Source organism: Candidatus Saccharibacteria bacterium oral taxon 488 (assembly GCA_013099195.1).
Classification (GTDB): Bacteria; Patescibacteriota; Saccharimonadia; order Saccharimonadales; family Saccharimonadaceae; genus Nanosynbacter.
In genome coordinates this window covers 35,727-52,184 of record CP039999.1, presented here as the reverse complement: position 1 = coordinate 52,184, position 16,458 = coordinate 35,727, and the positions used below count along the sequence as shown (strand labels likewise).

Below are 16,458 nucleotides of genomic sequence, written 5' to 3'. Positions count from 1 at the left end.
CTTAGGGGTTCTCGCCATTCTGCACCACGCTACGAGCCGCACCCAACGCACGCTCCATTAACCGAGAATCGTATTCATCCATCATTCACCACTATACAGCTTTCCACAAGTCACTCTTTCAAACCCTAGAGACGAGTACATCTCCTCCACTGGCGAGTCCGCTTCAGTCTGCAGCAGAATTGTAGGATTGTCGTGCTTAAACCGCGCGTTTACCTCACGCGCTATTGCTTTTGTAGCAAGAGAGCCGTAGCCTTTTCTTCTGGAATCAGGGGCTGTTCCTACCGAGTAGATCGCCCCAACATCTGGCCCAATCAGGGCCGAGCCGACTGCGACACACCGACCGTCTACCGTAACCTTGCTATGTACGGCATGAATCAACGGATGCTTGGGCTCCTGTTGTGCATACGACCGCACATATGCAAAGGGGAGCCCAGAATAGCCAATCCCCTCGCCCTCCTCCTCGGAAGTGCCATACGCAGCCTCGAAGACCATCAACATATCCTTATCGGGCCGAGCCACGATCGTGATGGAAGCTCCCGAGGAATCGGTGGTGGAATAGCCTGTTAGCGCAGTGTTGTTGACCAAGACCATCCATGCTTCACGAGATTCCAGAGAAAAGGACACGTCGTTAAGCGAATCCGTAGTCCAGATGTTGAGAGGATATCCGTACTGCCTACAGTAGGTGGATATCTGCGCCATGTCCCCCTTCGAAGGCGCCCTCCCATCAACGCGGTAAGCGTAGTTCCAGTAGCAGTCGTCAATTCCCGACTGCCCTTGGGCATACCACCACCCATTCCCAATCGAATGAATCCCACGCAAAAAGACGCCAACGTTTGCTTCATTGTGGAATTGAACGAGTTTTGGTAAGATCATAATTTCCACTCTATCGATGATGCTGAGGAATAGGTATCAACTCTGGCGGAAGGACGGGGATTCGAACCCCGGAGGCCCCGTGAAGAGCCTACACACTTTCCAGGCGTGCCAGTTCAACCACTCCTGCATCCTTCCGTGATGCATATTATAACAGAAAGTCCGCTAGCGGTTGCAACCGGAGCGGCTTTTTGTCTATAATAAAAAGCAATGATGAACGATCCTTCAACGCGAATTAAACTTACTAATGTAACGAAACGATTTGGCTTCGGTGACGCCGAGCAGGTGGCGCTGGACAATGTCAATCTCGAGGTCAAAAAGGGCGAGTTCATTGCCATCGTCGGCCCGTCCGGCTGCGGCAAGACGACCCTGCTTAATATCCTCGGATTACTCGACCACCCGTCAGAGGGCGAATATTACCTTGATAATAAATCAGTCGAGGATCTGACGGCGACACACCACGCCACAATTCGTTCGCGCGATATCGGCTTTATTTTTCAACATTTCAATCTCATCCCGCGCCTGACGGTGATTGATAACGTTGCCCTGCCACTTACTTATAAAGGCATTAGCAAGACCAAGCGCCTCCAAGAAGCTAGCCGAATTTTGCGCAACTTCCATCTGGGCGAGCGCGAATATTATCTGCCGCATCAACTATCCGGCGGCCAGGTTCAGCGCGTAGCGATTGCCCGAGCGCTAGTCAACAGCCCATCAATCATCCTAGCCGACGAGCCGACCGGCAACCTTGATTCCAAGTCCAGCCACATTATCATGGAGGAGCTGTCCGACATTCACCGCCGAGGCAACACAATTATCATGGTGACGCACAATCCAGAATTATTGTCATATGCCAGCCGGGTGATTTCCATGCTCGACGGGCGCATCGACACCGATACGCACCACATCAAGAAGATCTTTAAGCAAAAGCTGGGCGGCGATGACCAGCCAGCAACCCCAGTGACTTCAACTCCGCCACGCACGACAGCCGCCAAAGATGAAAAAGCTAAGCCAGACGAGAAAACTGAGCCAGTAAAAACCCCAACTGAGAAACAGACACCCGAACAGCCAGTCGCGGCGACTACTCCCGACGAACCTGCTACCCCAGTGAAGTCCCCGGATGACCTCCCGCCAAAGCGACCGCTTGGCACCACCTCGGCCAAAGCGACCACAAAGACTGTTAAAGCCGACAGCGACCATAGTAAAAAATCAGCAGATTCTGGCGCCGCAAAAACCGCTGCTCCATCGACCGAGAAGAAACCCGCCCCTAAGTCCGATAAAGCCGACGACGCAAAAACCGATGCCGCCAAATCAACGAAGAAACCAGTCAAAAAAGAACGGAAAGCTACGAAAAAGTCATGAAAATGCTCCTCAATAATCACTTCGAGAACGCTACTGAGTCGCTCAAGTCAAATAAAGTCCGCACCTACCTATCGATTTTTGGCATCATGGTCGGCATCGCCAGCATTACTATTATCCTGTCATTACTGACCGGCACGAGCCGCCTGTTTGGTGATCAGTCCGCCAAGATCTCTGACACCACCGCGCTCATTCGCTCTGGTAGCGAGGCGCGGCCGGATTCATTGCTGTCACTCAGCTCCGGACACGCTGCCCAGATGGTGAATACACTGACCGAACAGGACGCCCGAGAAATTGCCAAGGCGACCAACAACAGCGCCGCACCGCTGGCAACATTTCACACTAACGTATCGACACCGGACGGTAAGACGAAGCTAGAACACATCACTGTTACCGGCAGCTCGGGCGAACTGGCAAAGCTCGCCGGCCTCAAGTTGCGCGAGGGACAATTCATCGACGAGGCCAATGGCGTCGTGATCGGCAAGCAGCTGTCAATTGACCTATTCGGCACCGAAAAATCCCTCGGCAGCGTCCTCAAGCTCCGCGGCGAAACGCTCACGGTCGTCGGCGTGCTCGACGAGCCAGAAACTGCACCTAGTTACCTCGGCGTTGATTTTAATCGCTCTATCATCCTGCCGCTGGCCGTCAGCAAAAAGTTCACCCAAAACACCGCCCAAATCCAGCAAATCCTCATCACTGCCGACAACGGCACGGCGTTGCAAACTAAAATTGATGCCGCCAAAAAGGTCCTCGCCCAGCAGCATCAGGGCGATACCGACTACCACACCCTGGTCGGCCAGGCCATCACCGCACCAAATTCACACCTAGTGAACGCGCTCTCAACAGCCATGGCGGTCATCGCCGGCATCTCGCTGCTAGTTGGCGGTATCGGCATCACCAACATCATGCTAGTTTCGGTTGCCGAACGCCAGCGCGAAGTCGGTATCCGCAAGGCCGTTGGTGCCACCAACCGCACCATTGTCGCCCAATTCCTCATCGAATCAGCCATCATCGGTCTATTTGGCGGTGTTCTTGGCTACGTTATCGGTCTCGGCGCGTCATTCCTCCTTGGTATGTATCTGCCATTCACCCCAGTTCTCGAATGGCAAGCAGCCGCCCTGACCATCGGTGGAGCCTTGATCATCGGTATGCTCTTTGGCATCTATCCAGCCAGCCGCGCTGCCGGTAAAGATCCGATTGAGAGCTTGCGCCACTAATAAATCCACCTGGTTCTAAAATAAAAAGCGACGCCCCATCTCCCTCGGGCGTCGCTTTTCATGTTCTAGATCAAATTGATTACGACAATTCTTTCTTTAGCTGCTCCACCAGCGCCACTGGCTCTGGATTAACACCGTTGAGAATGCCCGCATAGATACTGACTATCTCACCCAGCGCCAGACCCCACAGCAGCTGCTCAAGCAGCGTCTCGCCTTGTAGCTCGACTACTTCGGCCTTTGGGCGCATACCCGATAGCAACCGATCGGTCAGCTCCATCCGCTCCCGGATCCGTGGACGCTCAAGGCCGCTCCGAAAATCCACGACCTTATACGGCTTATCGACCGGATGTGATGACCAGCCGATAAACTCATTATGATTAAACTCCGGATACTGATTCCAAAACGCCACGTTTTTCGCTGACTCGTTAAAGCTAATCTTCCACTTATACGCCAGCGGCCACGTCAGCTCGCCCGCATAAAACACCTGGGTCGAGCCAATCAGTTTGAGCGCCAGTTGCTTGGCATAATTATCCGCCGTCGGCACCCCCTCAGCCCACTGGCTCAGCTGATCTTTCAGCCACAAACCACTGGTTGCGACCGCGTGGTACAGGCTATCGTCGATCACTTCAAACTGGCTGAGCAGCTTTAGCAGCCCGCGCAAATGATAAATCGTTGACATCCGTGGTTGACTGCCCGACGGGACACGCACCCGCGGCACATTGTCCGCCTCGGCCGCCGCAAACAACTTCCCACCCGTCGCCATCACCGCCAACTGACAGCCATGCTCACGGGCCTGCTGGTAACAGCTCATCGTCTCCTCGGTGTTACCCGAGTGGCTGATAGCAACAACCAGTGTTTTTTCATTCACAAAATGTGGCAACTGGTAGCCTTTCACTACCTCAAGCGGCACCATAATCCGATCAGCTGTCAGCACCTTGACCATATCCGCCGCCAGCGCCGAGCCGCCCATACCCGCCAGCACCACATTAGCCACCTCACCAGGAGTCGCCGGTGACTCCACCTCGGCCGCAAAGTCCGTCTGCGTTGTTACCGCCACCGCACCTATTCGTGTACTACCCGGGTCACGCTGCGCTAAAAGATTTTTATCGTCAAGCATCTTGAAATTCCTCCTTTTCCTGTGTTACAGTATAACATAGGAAGCAAGCGTAACCGTAATGTGAAAAGAGGTGGGGTATGACAATTCAAGACAGCGGACAAGTCAACAGCGATCAAGATCTAGCCAACGTGCTGGCGGGTGTCTCTGGTGGCAGTGATGACAATCTACGGTTTGAAGAGACTGGTGCACAGAGCGCCGACACAACAGGCCGCCCGGCCAAGCCGCAAACCAGCACCACGCCCGGATTGGTCACGCCAACACCGCGGCCAACCACCGACAACGCCAGCCGACCATACACCACGCCGACCGATATGTCACTTGATGATATCAAGCAAAATGCTCTAAATGAGCTTCGACCACTGGTCAACAAGCTCAACGTCTCGCCCGAGGAAAAGTTCGACACCTACCTCCTATTGCTGCGCTCAACTGACGACACCTCGCTAATCGCCCCAGCACACGAAGCGGCCGTCGCCATCCCCGACGAGACCCGCAAAGCCCAGGCGCTGCTCGATATTATCAAGGAAATTGATTTCTTGTCGCAGAGCTGAGACTGCAGACTCAAACATAAACAGAGCGCAGGCCCAAGGTCGGTAATTCACTTCACGAGCAATATAAAATGTCCCGCTTCATACGGGACATTTTACTGGTAGAAGCAAGAGTCTTACATCATCCCCATACCTGGCATGCCACCAGGCACAGCTGGAGCTTCTGGCTCTGGTACGTCGACGACCAGTGCGCCCATGGTTGCTGCGGTTGAGGCGATAGATACCGCGTTCTGCACTGCTTCCTTAGTGACGCGCGCTGGGTCGATGACGCCAGCTTTTTTGACGTCCACCAGGCCTGCTTCCGGATCCATGACATTAACGCCAAAGCCAGCCTTGCCCGCCTCGACTTGCGCTAGCAGCGCGTCGGCATTCAAGCCAGCGTTACGCATAATCTGTAGGAACGGCTGCTTCAAGGCATCCTTTAGAATCTGCCGGCCAGCCGCGATGCTATCTGCACCGCTCACTTTCAAGCCGCCAGCCAAATTCACCAGCGTGACGCCACCACCGGCGACAATTCCTTCAGCCAAGGCTGCCTTGGTCGCTGCCACTGCGTCGTCCACCCGGAACTTCTTTTCGTCAATTTCTGTCTCGGTCGCGCCGCCGACTTTAATAACGGCCACCTTGCCGCTCAAGGCAGCTGCCCGCTTGTCGAATTGTTCTTTTTCGTACTCGCTGGAAGCATTGTCGGACAGTGCTTTGATCTGAGCGATCTGCTCCTTCACGGCTGACGGCTTGCCCGCGCCCTCAACGATGGTGGTTTCATCTTTGCCGACAATCACCTTGCGTGCCGAACCCAAGACCTCCAGGCCAGCATTTTCAAACGTCAAACCGTGGTCCTCAGAAATCACCGTTGCGCCAGTCAACACCGCGATATCGCGCAAAATCTCCTTGCGGCGGTCGCCGAAGCTTGGCGCCTTAACAGCCACGGTGTTAAACACACCTTTCAGCTTGTTCAGCACCAAAATACTCAGCGCTTCACCTTCGACCTCATCAGCGATCAACACCACGTCCTTTTTCCCGCTTTGTGCCAATTTTTCCAGCATCGGTAAGAATTCCTGCACGCTGGAAATTTTCTTATCGGTAATCAAAATTGCTGGTTTTTCATACACCGCCTCTTGCCGACCAGTGTCGGTGACGAAGAACGGACTGACCCAGCCCTTGTCTAGGCTAAAGCCTTCAACGACCTCAGCCTCCAGCTCCAAGCCTTGGCCAGCTTCAACCGTCACCACGCCGTCTTTGCCAACTTTTTCGATGACACTGGCGATCAATTTGCCAATTTCCGCGTCGCCCGCCGAGATGGTTGCCACTTCCGCCACGCGCTCAGACTTGCCCTCAATTGGCTCAGCTAATTCGTTCAGCTCTTTGACAATTTCCGCGCCGGCCTGCTCGATACCCTTGCGCAGCTCCATTGGGTTGTGGCCCGCTGCGATCAACCGGTTGGCTTCCTTCAAAATCGAATAAGTCAGCACCGTCACGGTCGTGGTGCCGTCGCCAGCTTGCTTGTTCAAGTTCTTGGCCGCTTGTTTGATCAAATCAGCGCCGACCTTATAACCCAGCGTCTCGTCGTCGTTCTCTGGCAGTTCAATGCCTTCCGCCACTGTTACACCATCATGCGTCACTGTTGGCCCGCCAAAACCCTTGGCGATCACCACATTGCGACCCTTTGGCCCGTAGGTTACCTTAACTGCGTTATACAGCGCCTCGGCACCGCCCAACACGCGAGCGCGCGCATCATCATCGTAAAAAACTTTTTTTGCCATAATAAAAACTTCCCTTTTCTCAAACAACCGTTGCTAAAATATCTTCCTCGCGGACGATCAAATATTCCGTGCCGTCAATCTTTAGATCCGTGGTCGAATATTCCTTATAGACAATCTTGTCACCCACTTTCACATGTTTGACATCGCCGCCAACTGCTTTAACCTCAGCCACCACCGGCTTCTCCTTGGCGTTGTCCGGCAAATATAATCCGCTAGCCGTCTGCGTCTTCGCCTCCTCGCGCACCGCTACCACGCGGTCGCCGAGAGGCTTGATAGGTGTATCCATATCATCCTCCATTTCGTTAACAATACACCCATTGTACCGCACCAAATTAGCACTCGTCAAGGGTGAGTGCTAGAAAAATCCGCCAAAGCCAACACCAATACTGCTTGACTTTATAAATATATTGTGTTAATATTCACAAGATGTGTTTAGAAAAAACAACAACTCCAGATGGCAGAAGGGCTTCTAGGTACGTACAGGAGGTGCTCCATGTAGAGCGCAACGAACATGACTTACCTACCTGTGTTAAAACTCGCCTAGGCGATGTAGCACTCGAGGTTGCTAATTCGATACGATTTGAACGAACTATACACTATGAGGGGAATGCAGTATTTCCAGAGGGTGACAGTAGCGACACTGGTCATAAAGCTGAGTCAGCACCCTTTTCTCTAACAATATATGATGATACACATAACGATATAGTAGGAGAATTAAGACGACTGCAGGCCTAAACGGTTCTTATTTTCTGAGCCTTTCTAATACCCTCATTATGCTTACGCAGTAGCAGATTACTGTTCTTATTTCCGGAGGATGCCCCCTGTTTGCTCTTTAGATATTCTGCTTTTCTCTTCGCTCTCGTATCACTGCGCGTCATCATAAAATCATTTATGCTCAGATAGCTTAGAGTGGCTATATCCCTCTTCAGCCGCTTCGTCCTCTCATCGACATCAGCGCCGACATCTTCTGGTGTTACACTCTCAATAAACCACGCTATCCGCCTTCTCAGGTTTTCTTGCGTAGGATTTTCATGATACAGCCTATCCATTACTCCCAAAGAAGGGTCTGAAACCTCCCTTCCGGCCGGTGAGGTTTTATCGTACCAAACCGGTGTATTATGCATCTGACGCTGCACCGATCTTGTGCCATCTTTGTTATCAATCTCTATAGATTTTCCCTCACTATATGGCACAGACCAAAAATACTCATTTGTAAACTCAGCATCTGGGACTGCGCGAGACAGTAACTGCTGGGTCATATAAGCTGTTGCACCGCTACTTTTAATCTCATCTACAATTAACACTTTTTTACCATCAAGTGTAGTAGGTAATTTCCATACCTCGGTCTTATAGTTATCAGGCGTCAGATCACCAACTACAAACTTGGCACGAATGGCACTAATGGTTTCCTCGGAAATTTCATTGACATTAAACTCAAGTGGGTCACGATTTTCTTCACGAACTAGCGGACGACCGACACGTGCCCACCACTCTTTACGATCAATATGAATAAAATCAAAATGAGGCTTTTTTGCTCCCTCATCGGCCATTACTTCCCATAATGAATCAACGAGCCACGCAACAGGTCTAGCCGATTTATCTAGAAACAGTACCTCATCTGGCACAAAATCCGGCTGCTCATTCTCATAACCACCAAGATGCTGAATCATTGCATCTGTAAGGTCAAGATAGCATGACAGTATCCACTCCCTGCTCCACCGACCATTGAGTTCACTGCCACTAGGGGCATCCCAAGTTCCTTGTTGCTCAAGTACCCCCCCATTGAGATAGCTTAAAACTGCTTCATTATCCTCTAAACCAGTTGTAATAGCATCAGCGTGACTTGTTAATTTTTCTTTACTACCCATACGATGGATATTAGCATAAACTTGATAAAAAATCAAGTTCCTGGATCACTACCTATTTCAAAAGATGCTATACTATACTCATGAGACTCTTCAAAACCCTCATCTCGCGCATTCTCGCCCGCTCTGTCACTACGTTCTTCCTGCATAATCCGCACATCAAGCTCGTTGCCGTTGTCGGTAGCGTCGGCAAAACTACTACCAAATCAACCCTCGTCAGCGTCCTAAACTCCAGTTATAAAGTCCGCACCAACCGCGGCAACTTCAACGCCGAGTTTAGCGCGCCGCTGGAAATTCTCGGTGTCGATTCACCACAGAACCCCCGCTCGGTATGGAATTGGTTATCGGTCTTGGGCCGAGCCCGCCGTGCTGCCCGCCGCCAGCACGACCTCGACGTTATCGTTCAAGAATTCGGCATTGATCACCCCGGCGAAATGGCCGCGTTCGGCCGCTATATTCGCCCTGACATTACCATTGTCACCGCCATCGCGCCTGAGCATATGGAGTTTTTCGGCTCACTAGAAACCGTCGCCCGCGAGGAGTTCGCCCTCGCTGAATATAGCGAAAAAGTGATCTACAACCGCGACGACATTCGCCCCGAGTTCGTGGACTTCGCCGATTGCAGCCAAATCATTTCCTACGGCACCGAGCCGGGCGCCGACTACCAGATGGCTATCGGTAAATTTACCAGCGGCAAGGGCTTTCAGTGCCGGCTCATCCACGCCGACCAAACCTCGCGTCCATTCATCATCCCCGTTGTCGGCGCGCATCAACTCCGCGTTGCCGGCGGCGCAGCGGCGGTGGCGTTGGAGCTTGGACTTGACATCGAATGTGTGATGACCATGCTCGAGAATTTCACGCCAGTCAGCGGCCGCATGAATATCTTGCCCGGTATCAACGATGCAACCATCATCGACGATTCGTATAATGCCAGTCCCCTCGCTGTAAAATCCGCCCTGACAACCCTCTACCAGCTGCCCGCCAAAACCAAAATCGCCGTCCTTGGCGACATGAACGAGCTGGGCGAGACCGCAGCCGATGAACACGCCGCTGTTGGCGCACTATGCGACCCAAAGCAGCTTGACCACGTTATCACCGTCGGCCGCTTGGCCGAGCAATTCCTCGCTCCAGTTGCTCGCCAAAATGGCTGCACCGTCACCTCGTTCGCCAAGGCCACCGATGCCACTGAGTTCCTCGCCCGCTTAGCCAATAAAGACACCACATTCCTCTTCAAGGGCTCCCAGGGTGGCATCTACCTCGAGGAAGCCATCAAGCCGCTCCTCAAAAACCCCGCCGACCGCCAAAAACTCGTCCGCCAGTCAGACGCGTGGCTCGAAAAGAAACAGCAGTTTTTTGAAAGTAACCATTGATGACCGAAAATACTCCATCAAAAAAATCAATTACCACTCGCATCATGCGTTGGCTTATTTACGGCCTGACGATTCTCGTTTTTGTGCTTGCAACCGCCCATAATGACCACCTACACAAGCTCAACTCTGACCAATTTGGCCCGCCTGACTATTATTATGACTACTATTTGCACGACTCAATGTGGTTCATTGTGGCCATGCTTATCACTTTGCTGATGATAGGGATAACGGACCGGTCAATCACCGCCGCCCGCCACCAGAATCTACGCAATCGCTGGCCACTGGTTATAACAGGCATCCTGTTTTACCTCGTAATACTCATACTGCTTCTCGATGTGACAATCGGCGGGTGGGGTATTCCTGGGCGTTGCGGTAGCGGATTTTCCATAGGTAACTGCTTTCTGGCTGATGGACTCGGGGAATTCGTATACCTGTTCTGTATGCCGCCGCTTTTCATCTGCGGAACATCTCTTATGATTATCAATCGCCGCACCAAGTACCGCGAGAGTCGCAAAAAATCACTGCGATAACTTATAAAGGAACGCCAGCCAGAACAACGCCGCTACCGCGAGGCTACTGAACGCACAGAGTTTATATATACCCTTCAGCCATACCACCATCCACACCCCCGCCGCCGACAACAGCATTGGCAGCGCCATTGCCGCTATCTCAGTAACATGATATTCACGAATCCACCACGTATCCCACCTCGCCACAACAAAGAGCAGCACGCACAAAGTTATCGGTGCGACTACCAGCAAAATCACGACCGTATCGCTCAAATATGGCTTGTCTGTCGTCGCTACATCATCTTTCATAACCTACTCTTCATGATAAATCGGCTGTGTTAGTTAATCAATCTATCACTGCGACCAGACAGCTACCAAATGTAATGAACTTTCCTGGTCGTGTCCTTGGCGCTTTGACGTACTTGTTGGCTCATCTTCACAACTCACCCTACCAAACTCCATCAACGATTCACTCTAAACAGCTGAATACTCGTCAATACTATAGCAACGACACCAACTATGAGTCCGGTTCTCGCCCAATTAAAAAGCCCTTCAAAACCACTCCCAAACAAGGATGTCTGCAGTAGGAACAAAAATGACACGGGGACAAATAACCACAAAATAGCCGCCAGATGTGAAAGTGGAAAATTCTTTCTTCTATTCGCAGAAGTAAACAATAATAACAGACTAATCACGGCTGCAATACATTCTATAATCAGCCCTATTTGATATGTATCACCTCGCACCACGAGTAGCGGCATGGTAGCCATAACGGCCGCCAATAATATATTCTGCGTTATCTTTTTATTCTTTTTCACAACCACCCCCCTTCGGTAGCTTGTTTAGTTTTATTAATCTTCATGATGTGATTAACCATGCGCTACTTCACCGTCCCCCTGCGAATGGCTGTGAAAACCAAAAATAATGAAAACATCCTTCTGCCAGTGCAAATGTGCATACGATGAGCAGCACTACGGCAATGGAGCGTAGACTTTTTATAAAAATTACCGTGAGCAGGTTTATAGCTATACCGATCACACTTGCCCACACAAGAATGATTCCTAACAGTGAGTTAACTTGCCTCGGATTCATGTCTAGATTCAGTATTCCTACGAATAAGCAAAATGCCATTACCGCCAATAGACATGTATAAGTTATCGTGGCGTATTTTACAATCTTATTTTTCTTCACAGCCCACTTTGTTGAACATAACACATTTTACTTTCCAAGCTCACTAGAACCGTATCTCTTTTACAGTTTCGGACAAAAAATATCCAAAAACGAGTAATAAGCTGGCGACGATACTGGGCACACAACAAAATTTATAACCCCCAGAAGCTCTCACTAAAATGACAATGCCCACTATCATAAATATAGCACTCAAAGCTAGCAACGAGCATTGTGCAACAAATATACTGACACCATCAGCCAATAGCGGACCGATTATGTAGTATTCTAGCAACAATATTAACATTGGGACAATAATTGATAATCCCACAATTATTTTCTTATTCTTCACGGATCAACCCCATTTCCAGTTAACTGCTAGATAATAATGAAAACCACCGACCAAGCCAAACACGATACACAACATTAGCAGGACAATAGCCAGGGTCCTCAATGTTCTAAGCCTTATTGCAATAATCACATTTATAATAACTCGGCCACACCTAACCACCATATAGTCGCTCCCAGCAACATCCTGTCGTGTCTTGAAGCTGTATCAAGGTTTGGTATGCCTAGAAACTGGCACAATCCTAAAACCGACAGTATACCAGTATACAGCATGATTGAGTACTTTATAACTTTCTTATTCTTCACAACTTGCCCCCTTCGGTAGTGTATTTAGTTTTATTAATCCTCGTAGCTTGTAGTCTTTTGCTCCAGGTTTGAGTGCTGGTGATAGGTAGTCTTCTGGTTTTAGGGCATAGCACTTCTCGTTCACATCTTTGGCGAGAATAATCGGCGTTCCTTTTTTGATGTCACCGTCAGCTTCTTTCATAACGACCAGTTTATTGAATGCAAGTCCGCGTGTCTCTTCGCTTAAAGTATGTCCAATCAGTGCATCAGCATTGTTCTGGTTTTTCGACTTGTCAACGTAATCGTTCGTGACACCAGTCAAGTTAGCTGCTCGCGTATTGCGAAAGAGATAAATCCGATCCTCATCCTCGCCAAGCGACGATTTACCATTGCGAGCAGTGCAGAGGATGGGGTCGGTAATTTCAGGGTCGCAGGCGTCGTCGATGCCATCAAGGTCTTCGTCTTTATTAGCAGCTTGAGTGAAAGCTCCGCAGGGTTGAAGTTTGTCCGGCGTGCCATTTTCGTCGATATCCTGGGATTTTGAGACCATAGCCATATATTCTCCTCTTTTTCCCACCGCTAAAAACGTATATCGCTATGTAAGTCCCAGCCAATCCAATAAGTTAAGATTGCGACAAAAACAAGAACAATAAACACCCAGATAAGTCGTTGCCACCATTTTTTAAGTAGGAGGACATTTACAAGCGAGCACAAAATTACTACTCCTACTATAATTTTATAGAGCATAGAGGTTTGGTCACTTATTAGATTCGCTACCATCCAGCTATATAACCAGAATACGACTAGAAGTCCGGCAAAAGTTTGAGTATACAGACCAGCCACCCGTCTTTTTTTACTGATAGATTTTTTATTTATTAACTTACCAGATATATTATCATTAACCATTTCTTTATTCTTCACAACTCACCCCCTTCGGTAGTCTATTTAATTTTATTAATCCTCGTGGTTTGTAACCGTTTGATCCTGGCCTCAATGCGGGCGACAAATAGTCTTCAGGCCCCAAAGCGTAGCACTTCTCGTTGATATCTTTGGCTAAAACTATAGGCATACCTTTTGAAATATTATTATCTTTATCGTCTTCTTTTGCGATGACAAGTTTACTAAAGGAGAGGTTTTTGGTATCTTCTGTAAGACTGCTGGCAATGAGTGCTTCGGTATTATCTTTATTACTTGATTTGTCAATATAGTCATTATTTACACCTGTTAATTTCGCTGCTCTAGTATTGCGAAAGACATAGATTTTACCTTCGTCTTCATTAAACTCTGATTTACCATTGCGGGCTGTATAGAGAATTGGGTCGGTAATTTCAGGGTCGCAGGCGTCGTCGATGCCGTCAAGATCCTCATCTTTCCCCGAAGCCTTCAAAAAGGCTCCACATGGTTGATTAGCGTCTTTTACTCCATCATCGTCAAGATCTTCCTTATCTTTGCCCGTTACTAGCAGTGTCTGAGTAATCTTGATATCCTCGCCACTTACGGATTTGCCATACACAAATAGGGTGTGATAGCCGGCGGGAATGTTATCTGGGATAGTTATCGTTTCCCTCATAGATCCGTCACTTGACACAGTATAGCTGCCTAGGTCCACTGGCTTAGATCGAATCTCGACACGAGCCGAACTACCAGGTTGCAGCGAGCTCTTTGCCAGCGCAACTCTCTGCTTGCTGCCTTTTGAAGGTTTGGAGTTTGCTAGCATTGTAGTATTCACAGACGAAGGTGCACCTTTGTCAAAATAGATTGATGAAGGTGCGTTCACTGATTCATCGCCAGCAGTAGGGTATTTGCTATAAGTCGATAAATCCTCATTATCAAGTTGTTTTGCTATTTCAGCGAATATCTTAACATGACCAAGCTTGTTTGGATGGTAACTTTCTTGCTCACCCAAGCCTACTATACCTGTCATGTAGATCTGATGCTTCTCACACATCTTACCACCGTTCAGTGCTTGTGAAATATCTACATATTTTACACCAGCTTTGCGCGCAGCAGCTTCGATTACTTCGTTCATATACTGAGTAGCGTGGACTATCATGCGTCGCTCATCCAGGTCTATAGCTCCAGCATTCAGTCCACATGCGGCTGGCTCTGTATCTGTGATAAATTGTGGATATCCTATTGCATATATTTTTGATTTAGGGCTTGCAGCTTTTAACTCTTTATATAGTCCGACAAGGCGATCAAATTGACCCTTAATCTGCGACCCCAGGGTGTTCATCTCGTCTTTGGCCCAATCACACGTTCCTATGCTTTTAATATAATGAACGCAATCCTTAATCTTTTTACCAAACCCCACATCATTCCCTCCCGCCGTCAGCGTGATCACCTTTGGTTGGTATTTCTTTACGAACTCGACTTGCTTGACGCGCCCTGGGATCATCTCGTTAAGCGCCATCTTCTGCAACACTCCTTTGTTGTCATAACCGTGCAGCCGCCCGAGCGGACTGTCCTGCCCTTCATAGCCGCCCGAATTGTCCCAATTCATGTCGTACACTGTCGCCCCACTACACGCAACCGACGCCCACGCCGCCGACGGGCCGCTACCCAGCCCCATCCAATTCGCCAGCTTGTGCGGATACGAACGCGTGCTAACATGGCACTTTTCCCTTGGCGCGCCCTTCGCCTTATCTTCATTCACATCCGTCCACTGGCGATAATACTTCCGGTCGGTCGCCGGATTTTTATCAGTATCGCCTTCACCGCTGGAGAAGGAATCGCCAAGAGCGAGATACTTGATATTGCGTCGATCGCCAGGAATCGGTTTACCCTTATAGCCGTCTGGATACTCGACGTCGAAGGTTGAGGTGAAGATTTTCATATTATTGCCACCGCTCAACGGTATATACGACTCGTTAAACCGAGCAGTAGGTATATAGCCGTTTAGATAATTTCCCTGCAAAAACTCAACTTCACAACCGCCACGTCCCCAGAGCGGTCCAGTGCTACCTGCGATCATACCGTACAACTTTGCACTGCTGCCCCACTTATGTGTAATGGTAGCAACTCTGTACGGAGCATCACCGTAAAACTTAATATGAAAGTCATCTCTATTTTCTGACCAAAATACCGTTATGAAATAGGGGTTTACTGTTTTACCATTAACCGTCGTTTGTTCATAAGCAACAGCATACGCTCCCGTCGCCATCGCCCGTTCAAGACTTGCCATATAACTTTTATGATACTTATGATTGTCAGGAATATTGGGATACTTAAACGCTGTAAACCAACTGTTAGAATAGTCTGATGGTGCACAAAATTTCTTGTGATAATTTATGTAATTTATTAATTTTTTTACTGTTATTTTGTCTGTAAAATCATCATATTGAGACGAGTCTGGCCACCATCCGATCGCTGAGCGATTGTCCGGAAACTTGGGGCCTGCGTAGCCACTTGGATAGTCAACAGAAAACGTAGACGTAAAGAGTTTTTTATTTGATCCTACAGATATATTCATATCAGATATAAAAGCCTGCGAATGTTTATATCCCCACAAGTATTCAGGGTCACAATTACTACCATTACCACCTCCTAAAATCAACTTAGGGCTGGCAACGGTAGCCACATAAAGTCTCGACTGACTACCCTCCTTCCTCGTGAGATAAATCCCGCTTATTTGATGATTTTTATAAAAACGATACGTATAATCATTCCTACCGTCCTCTGTCCAAAAAACTTTTATGAAATACGGGTTTGACGTGTCGTTATGTTTATTGTTCTGCTCATAAACAACCGCGTACGCACCCTTTGGTGACGACATAGCACGCTCTAAACTTTCTACCGCCGCCTGGTGGTCTTTGGGGTCGCCTGAATAATATCTCTTTTGCTTAAAGGAAAATAACCACTTTTTTGCATAATCATCATTGGGACTTCCACAGGTCTTGCCATGATAATTATCAATATGATGAATTAGTGTTTTTGTTGAGACTTTATCAATAATATCATCATACTCAGAAGCCGCTTCAGCCGTCGCCGACACCGCGATGCACACCGCCAACGTAGCCCCAATAACACTAATAATAAGTTTCCACATA

Annotated in this window: 15 protein-coding genes and 1 tRNA gene; 5 read left to right on the top strand and 11 right to left on the bottom strand. The window is 49.1% G+C overall.

The window, feature by feature from the left end; translation table 11 throughout:
- Nucleotides 1–81: 81 nt before the first annotated feature.
- Both FBF28_00260 and FBF28_00255 read right to left on the bottom strand, forming a co-directional pair.
- On the bottom strand, nt 82–873 hold the full coding sequence (locus FBF28_00260; GenBank protein QJU08013.1) for a GNAT family N-acetyltransferase: 792 nt from the start codon (nt 871–873) through the stop codon (nt 82–84).
- A gap of 43 nt (nt 874–916) precedes the next feature.
- Nucleotides 917–1,008: transfer RNA gene (locus FBF28_00255), tRNA-Ser, on the bottom strand.
- A gap of 75 nt (nt 1,009–1,083) precedes the next feature.
- Between FBF28_00255 and FBF28_00250 the strand changes: the two genes are divergently transcribed.
- Together FBF28_00250 and FBF28_00245 are read left to right on the top strand one after the other, a co-directional pair.
- Nucleotides 1,084–2,229 carry an ATP-binding cassette domain-containing protein gene (locus FBF28_00250; GenBank protein ID QJU08796.1) on the top strand — a complete coding sequence of 382 codons (1,146 nt, stop codon included), beginning with the start codon at nt 1,084–1,086 and terminating at the stop codon, nt 2,227–2,229.
- On the top strand, nt 2,226–3,443 hold the full coding sequence (locus FBF28_00245) for an ABC transporter permease (GenBank protein ID QJU08012.1): 1,218 nt from the start codon (nt 2,226–2,228) through the stop codon (nt 3,441–3,443). Before FBF28_00250 ends, FBF28_00245 begins: the two co-directional genes overlap by 4 nt.
- A 79-nt stretch (nt 3,444–3,522) precedes the next feature.
- Here the strand turns inward: FBF28_00245 and FBF28_00240 are convergent, their stop codons facing one another.
- Nucleotides 3,523–4,560, bottom strand: coding sequence for an SIS domain-containing protein (locus tag FBF28_00240; GenBank protein ID QJU08011.1), 1,038 nt, complete (start codon nt 4,558–4,560; stop codon nt 3,523–3,525).
- A gap of 77 nt (nt 4,561–4,637) precedes the next feature.
- Between FBF28_00240 and FBF28_00235 the strand changes: the two genes are divergently transcribed.
- Nucleotides 4,638–5,108 carry a hypothetical protein gene (locus FBF28_00235; GenBank protein ID QJU08010.1) on the top strand — a complete coding sequence of 157 codons (471 nt, stop codon included), beginning with the start codon at nt 4,638–4,640 and terminating at the stop codon, nt 5,106–5,108.
- A 113-nt stretch (nt 5,109–5,221) separates the two neighbouring features.
- Here FBF28_00235 and groL read toward each other — a convergent pair whose 3' ends face one another.
- The 3 genes from groL to FBF28_00220 all read right to left on the bottom strand — a co-directional run bounded on the left by groL (nt 5,222) and on the right by FBF28_00220 (nt 8,733).
- On the bottom strand, nt 5,222–6,865 hold the full coding sequence (groL, locus tag FBF28_00230) for a chaperonin GroEL (GenBank protein ID QJU08009.1): 1,644 nt from the start codon (nt 6,863–6,865) through the stop codon (nt 5,222–5,224).
- 19 nt (nt 6,866–6,884) lie between these two features.
- Nucleotides 6,885–7,151 carry a co-chaperone GroES gene (locus tag FBF28_00225; protein QJU08008.1) on the bottom strand — a complete coding sequence of 89 codons (267 nt, stop codon included), beginning with the start codon at nt 7,149–7,151 and terminating at the stop codon, nt 6,885–6,887.
- Between the two features lie 445 nt (nt 7,152–7,596).
- Nucleotides 7,597–8,733 (bottom strand): hypothetical protein, encoded by a 1,137-nt coding sequence (locus FBF28_00220; GenBank protein ID QJU08007.1) that lies wholly within the window; start codon nt 8,731–8,733, stop codon nt 7,597–7,599.
- Nucleotides 8,734–8,813: 80 nt separating this feature from the next.
- On the opposite strand from FBF28_00220, the gene FBF28_00215 reads away from it, so the two are divergent.
- Both FBF28_00215 and FBF28_00210 read left to right on the top strand, forming a co-directional pair.
- Complete coding sequence (locus tag FBF28_00215) at nt 8,814–10,100, top strand: UDP-N-acetylmuramoyl-tripeptide--D-alanyl-D-alanine ligase (GenBank protein ID QJU08006.1); 1,287 nt, start codon at nt 8,814–8,816, stop codon at nt 10,098–10,100.
- A gap of 44 nt (nt 10,101–10,144) precedes the next feature.
- Nucleotides 10,145–10,630: a hypothetical protein gene (locus tag FBF28_00210; protein ID QJU08005.1), complete on the top strand. Its 486-nt coding sequence runs from the start codon at nt 10,145–10,147 to the stop codon at nt 10,628–10,630.
- On the opposite strand, the gene FBF28_00205 is transcribed toward FBF28_00210, so the two are convergent.
- The 5 genes from FBF28_00205 to FBF28_00185 all read right to left on the bottom strand — a co-directional run bounded on the left by FBF28_00205 (nt 10,619) and on the right by FBF28_00185 (nt 16,457).
- A complete protein-coding gene (locus FBF28_00205) occupies nt 10,619–10,918 on the bottom strand; it encodes a hypothetical protein (protein ID QJU08004.1) in 300 nt (99 codons plus the stop codon). The two genes, FBF28_00210 and FBF28_00205, sit on opposite strands and share 12 nt — an antisense overlap.
- A 152-nt stretch (nt 10,919–11,070) precedes the next feature.
- Entirely contained in the window at nt 11,071–11,427 is a 357-nt protein-coding gene (locus FBF28_00200) for a hypothetical protein (protein ID QJU08003.1), read from the bottom strand.
- A gap of 992 nt (nt 11,428–12,419) precedes the next feature.
- On the bottom strand, nt 12,420–12,965 hold the full coding sequence (locus FBF28_00195) for a hypothetical protein (GenBank protein ID QJU08002.1): 546 nt from the start codon (nt 12,963–12,965) through the stop codon (nt 12,420–12,422).
- A 23-nt stretch (nt 12,966–12,988) separates the two neighbouring features.
- A complete protein-coding gene (locus FBF28_00190; protein ID QJU08001.1) occupies nt 12,989–13,330 on the bottom strand; it encodes a hypothetical protein in 342 nt (113 codons plus the stop codon).
- Nucleotides 13,320–16,457: an SGNH/GDSL hydrolase family protein gene (locus FBF28_00185; protein QJU08000.1), complete on the bottom strand. Its 3,138-nt coding sequence runs from the start codon at nt 16,455–16,457 to the stop codon at nt 13,320–13,322. The genes FBF28_00190 and FBF28_00185 overlap by 11 nt, the downstream gene beginning before the upstream one ends.
- Between the last annotated feature and the right edge of the window lies 1 nt (nt 16,458).

What these genes read in the sequence shown, in the direction of transcription:
- FBF28_00260 (QJU08013.1), bottom strand. Translation starts at nt 873, where the DNA reads ATGATCTTACCAAAACTCGTTCAATTCCACAATGAAGCAAACGTTGGC.
- FBF28_00250 (QJU08796.1), top strand. Translation starts at nt 1,084, where the DNA reads ATGAACGATCCTTCAACGCGAATTAAACTTACTAATGTAACGAAACGA.
- FBF28_00245 (QJU08012.1), top strand. Translation starts at nt 2,226, where the DNA reads ATGAAAATGCTCCTCAATAATCACTTCGAGAACGCTACTGAGTCGCTC.
- FBF28_00240 (QJU08011.1), bottom strand. Translation starts at nt 4,560, where the DNA reads ATGCTTGACGATAAAAATCTTTTAGCGCAGCGTGACCCGGGTAGTACA.
- FBF28_00235 (QJU08010.1), top strand. Translation starts at nt 4,638, where the DNA reads ATGACAATTCAAGACAGCGGACAAGTCAACAGCGATCAAGATCTAGCC.
- groL (QJU08009.1), bottom strand. Translation starts at nt 6,865, where the DNA reads ATGGCAAAAAAAGTTTTTTACGATGATGATGCGCGCGCTCGCGTGTTG.
- FBF28_00225 (QJU08008.1), bottom strand. Translation starts at nt 7,151, where the DNA reads ATGGATACACCTATCAAGCCTCTCGGCGACCGCGTGGTAGCGGTGCGC.
- FBF28_00220 (QJU08007.1), bottom strand. Translation starts at nt 8,733, where the DNA reads ATGGGTAGTAAAGAAAAATTAACAAGTCACGCTGATGCTATTACAACT.
- FBF28_00215 (QJU08006.1), top strand. Translation starts at nt 8,814, where the DNA reads ATGAGACTCTTCAAAACCCTCATCTCGCGCATTCTCGCCCGCTCTGTC.
- FBF28_00210 (QJU08005.1), top strand. Translation starts at nt 10,145, where the DNA reads ATGCGTTGGCTTATTTACGGCCTGACGATTCTCGTTTTTGTGCTTGCA.
- FBF28_00205 (QJU08004.1), bottom strand. Translation starts at nt 10,918, where the DNA reads ATGAAAGATGATGTAGCGACGACAGACAAGCCATATTTGAGCGATACG.
- FBF28_00195 (QJU08002.1), bottom strand. Translation starts at nt 12,965, where the DNA reads ATGGCTATGGTCTCAAAATCCCAGGATATCGACGAAAATGGCACGCCG.
- FBF28_00185 (QJU08000.1), bottom strand. Translation starts at nt 16,457, where the DNA reads ATGTGGAAACTTATTATTAGTGTTATTGGGGCTACGTTGGCGGTGTGC.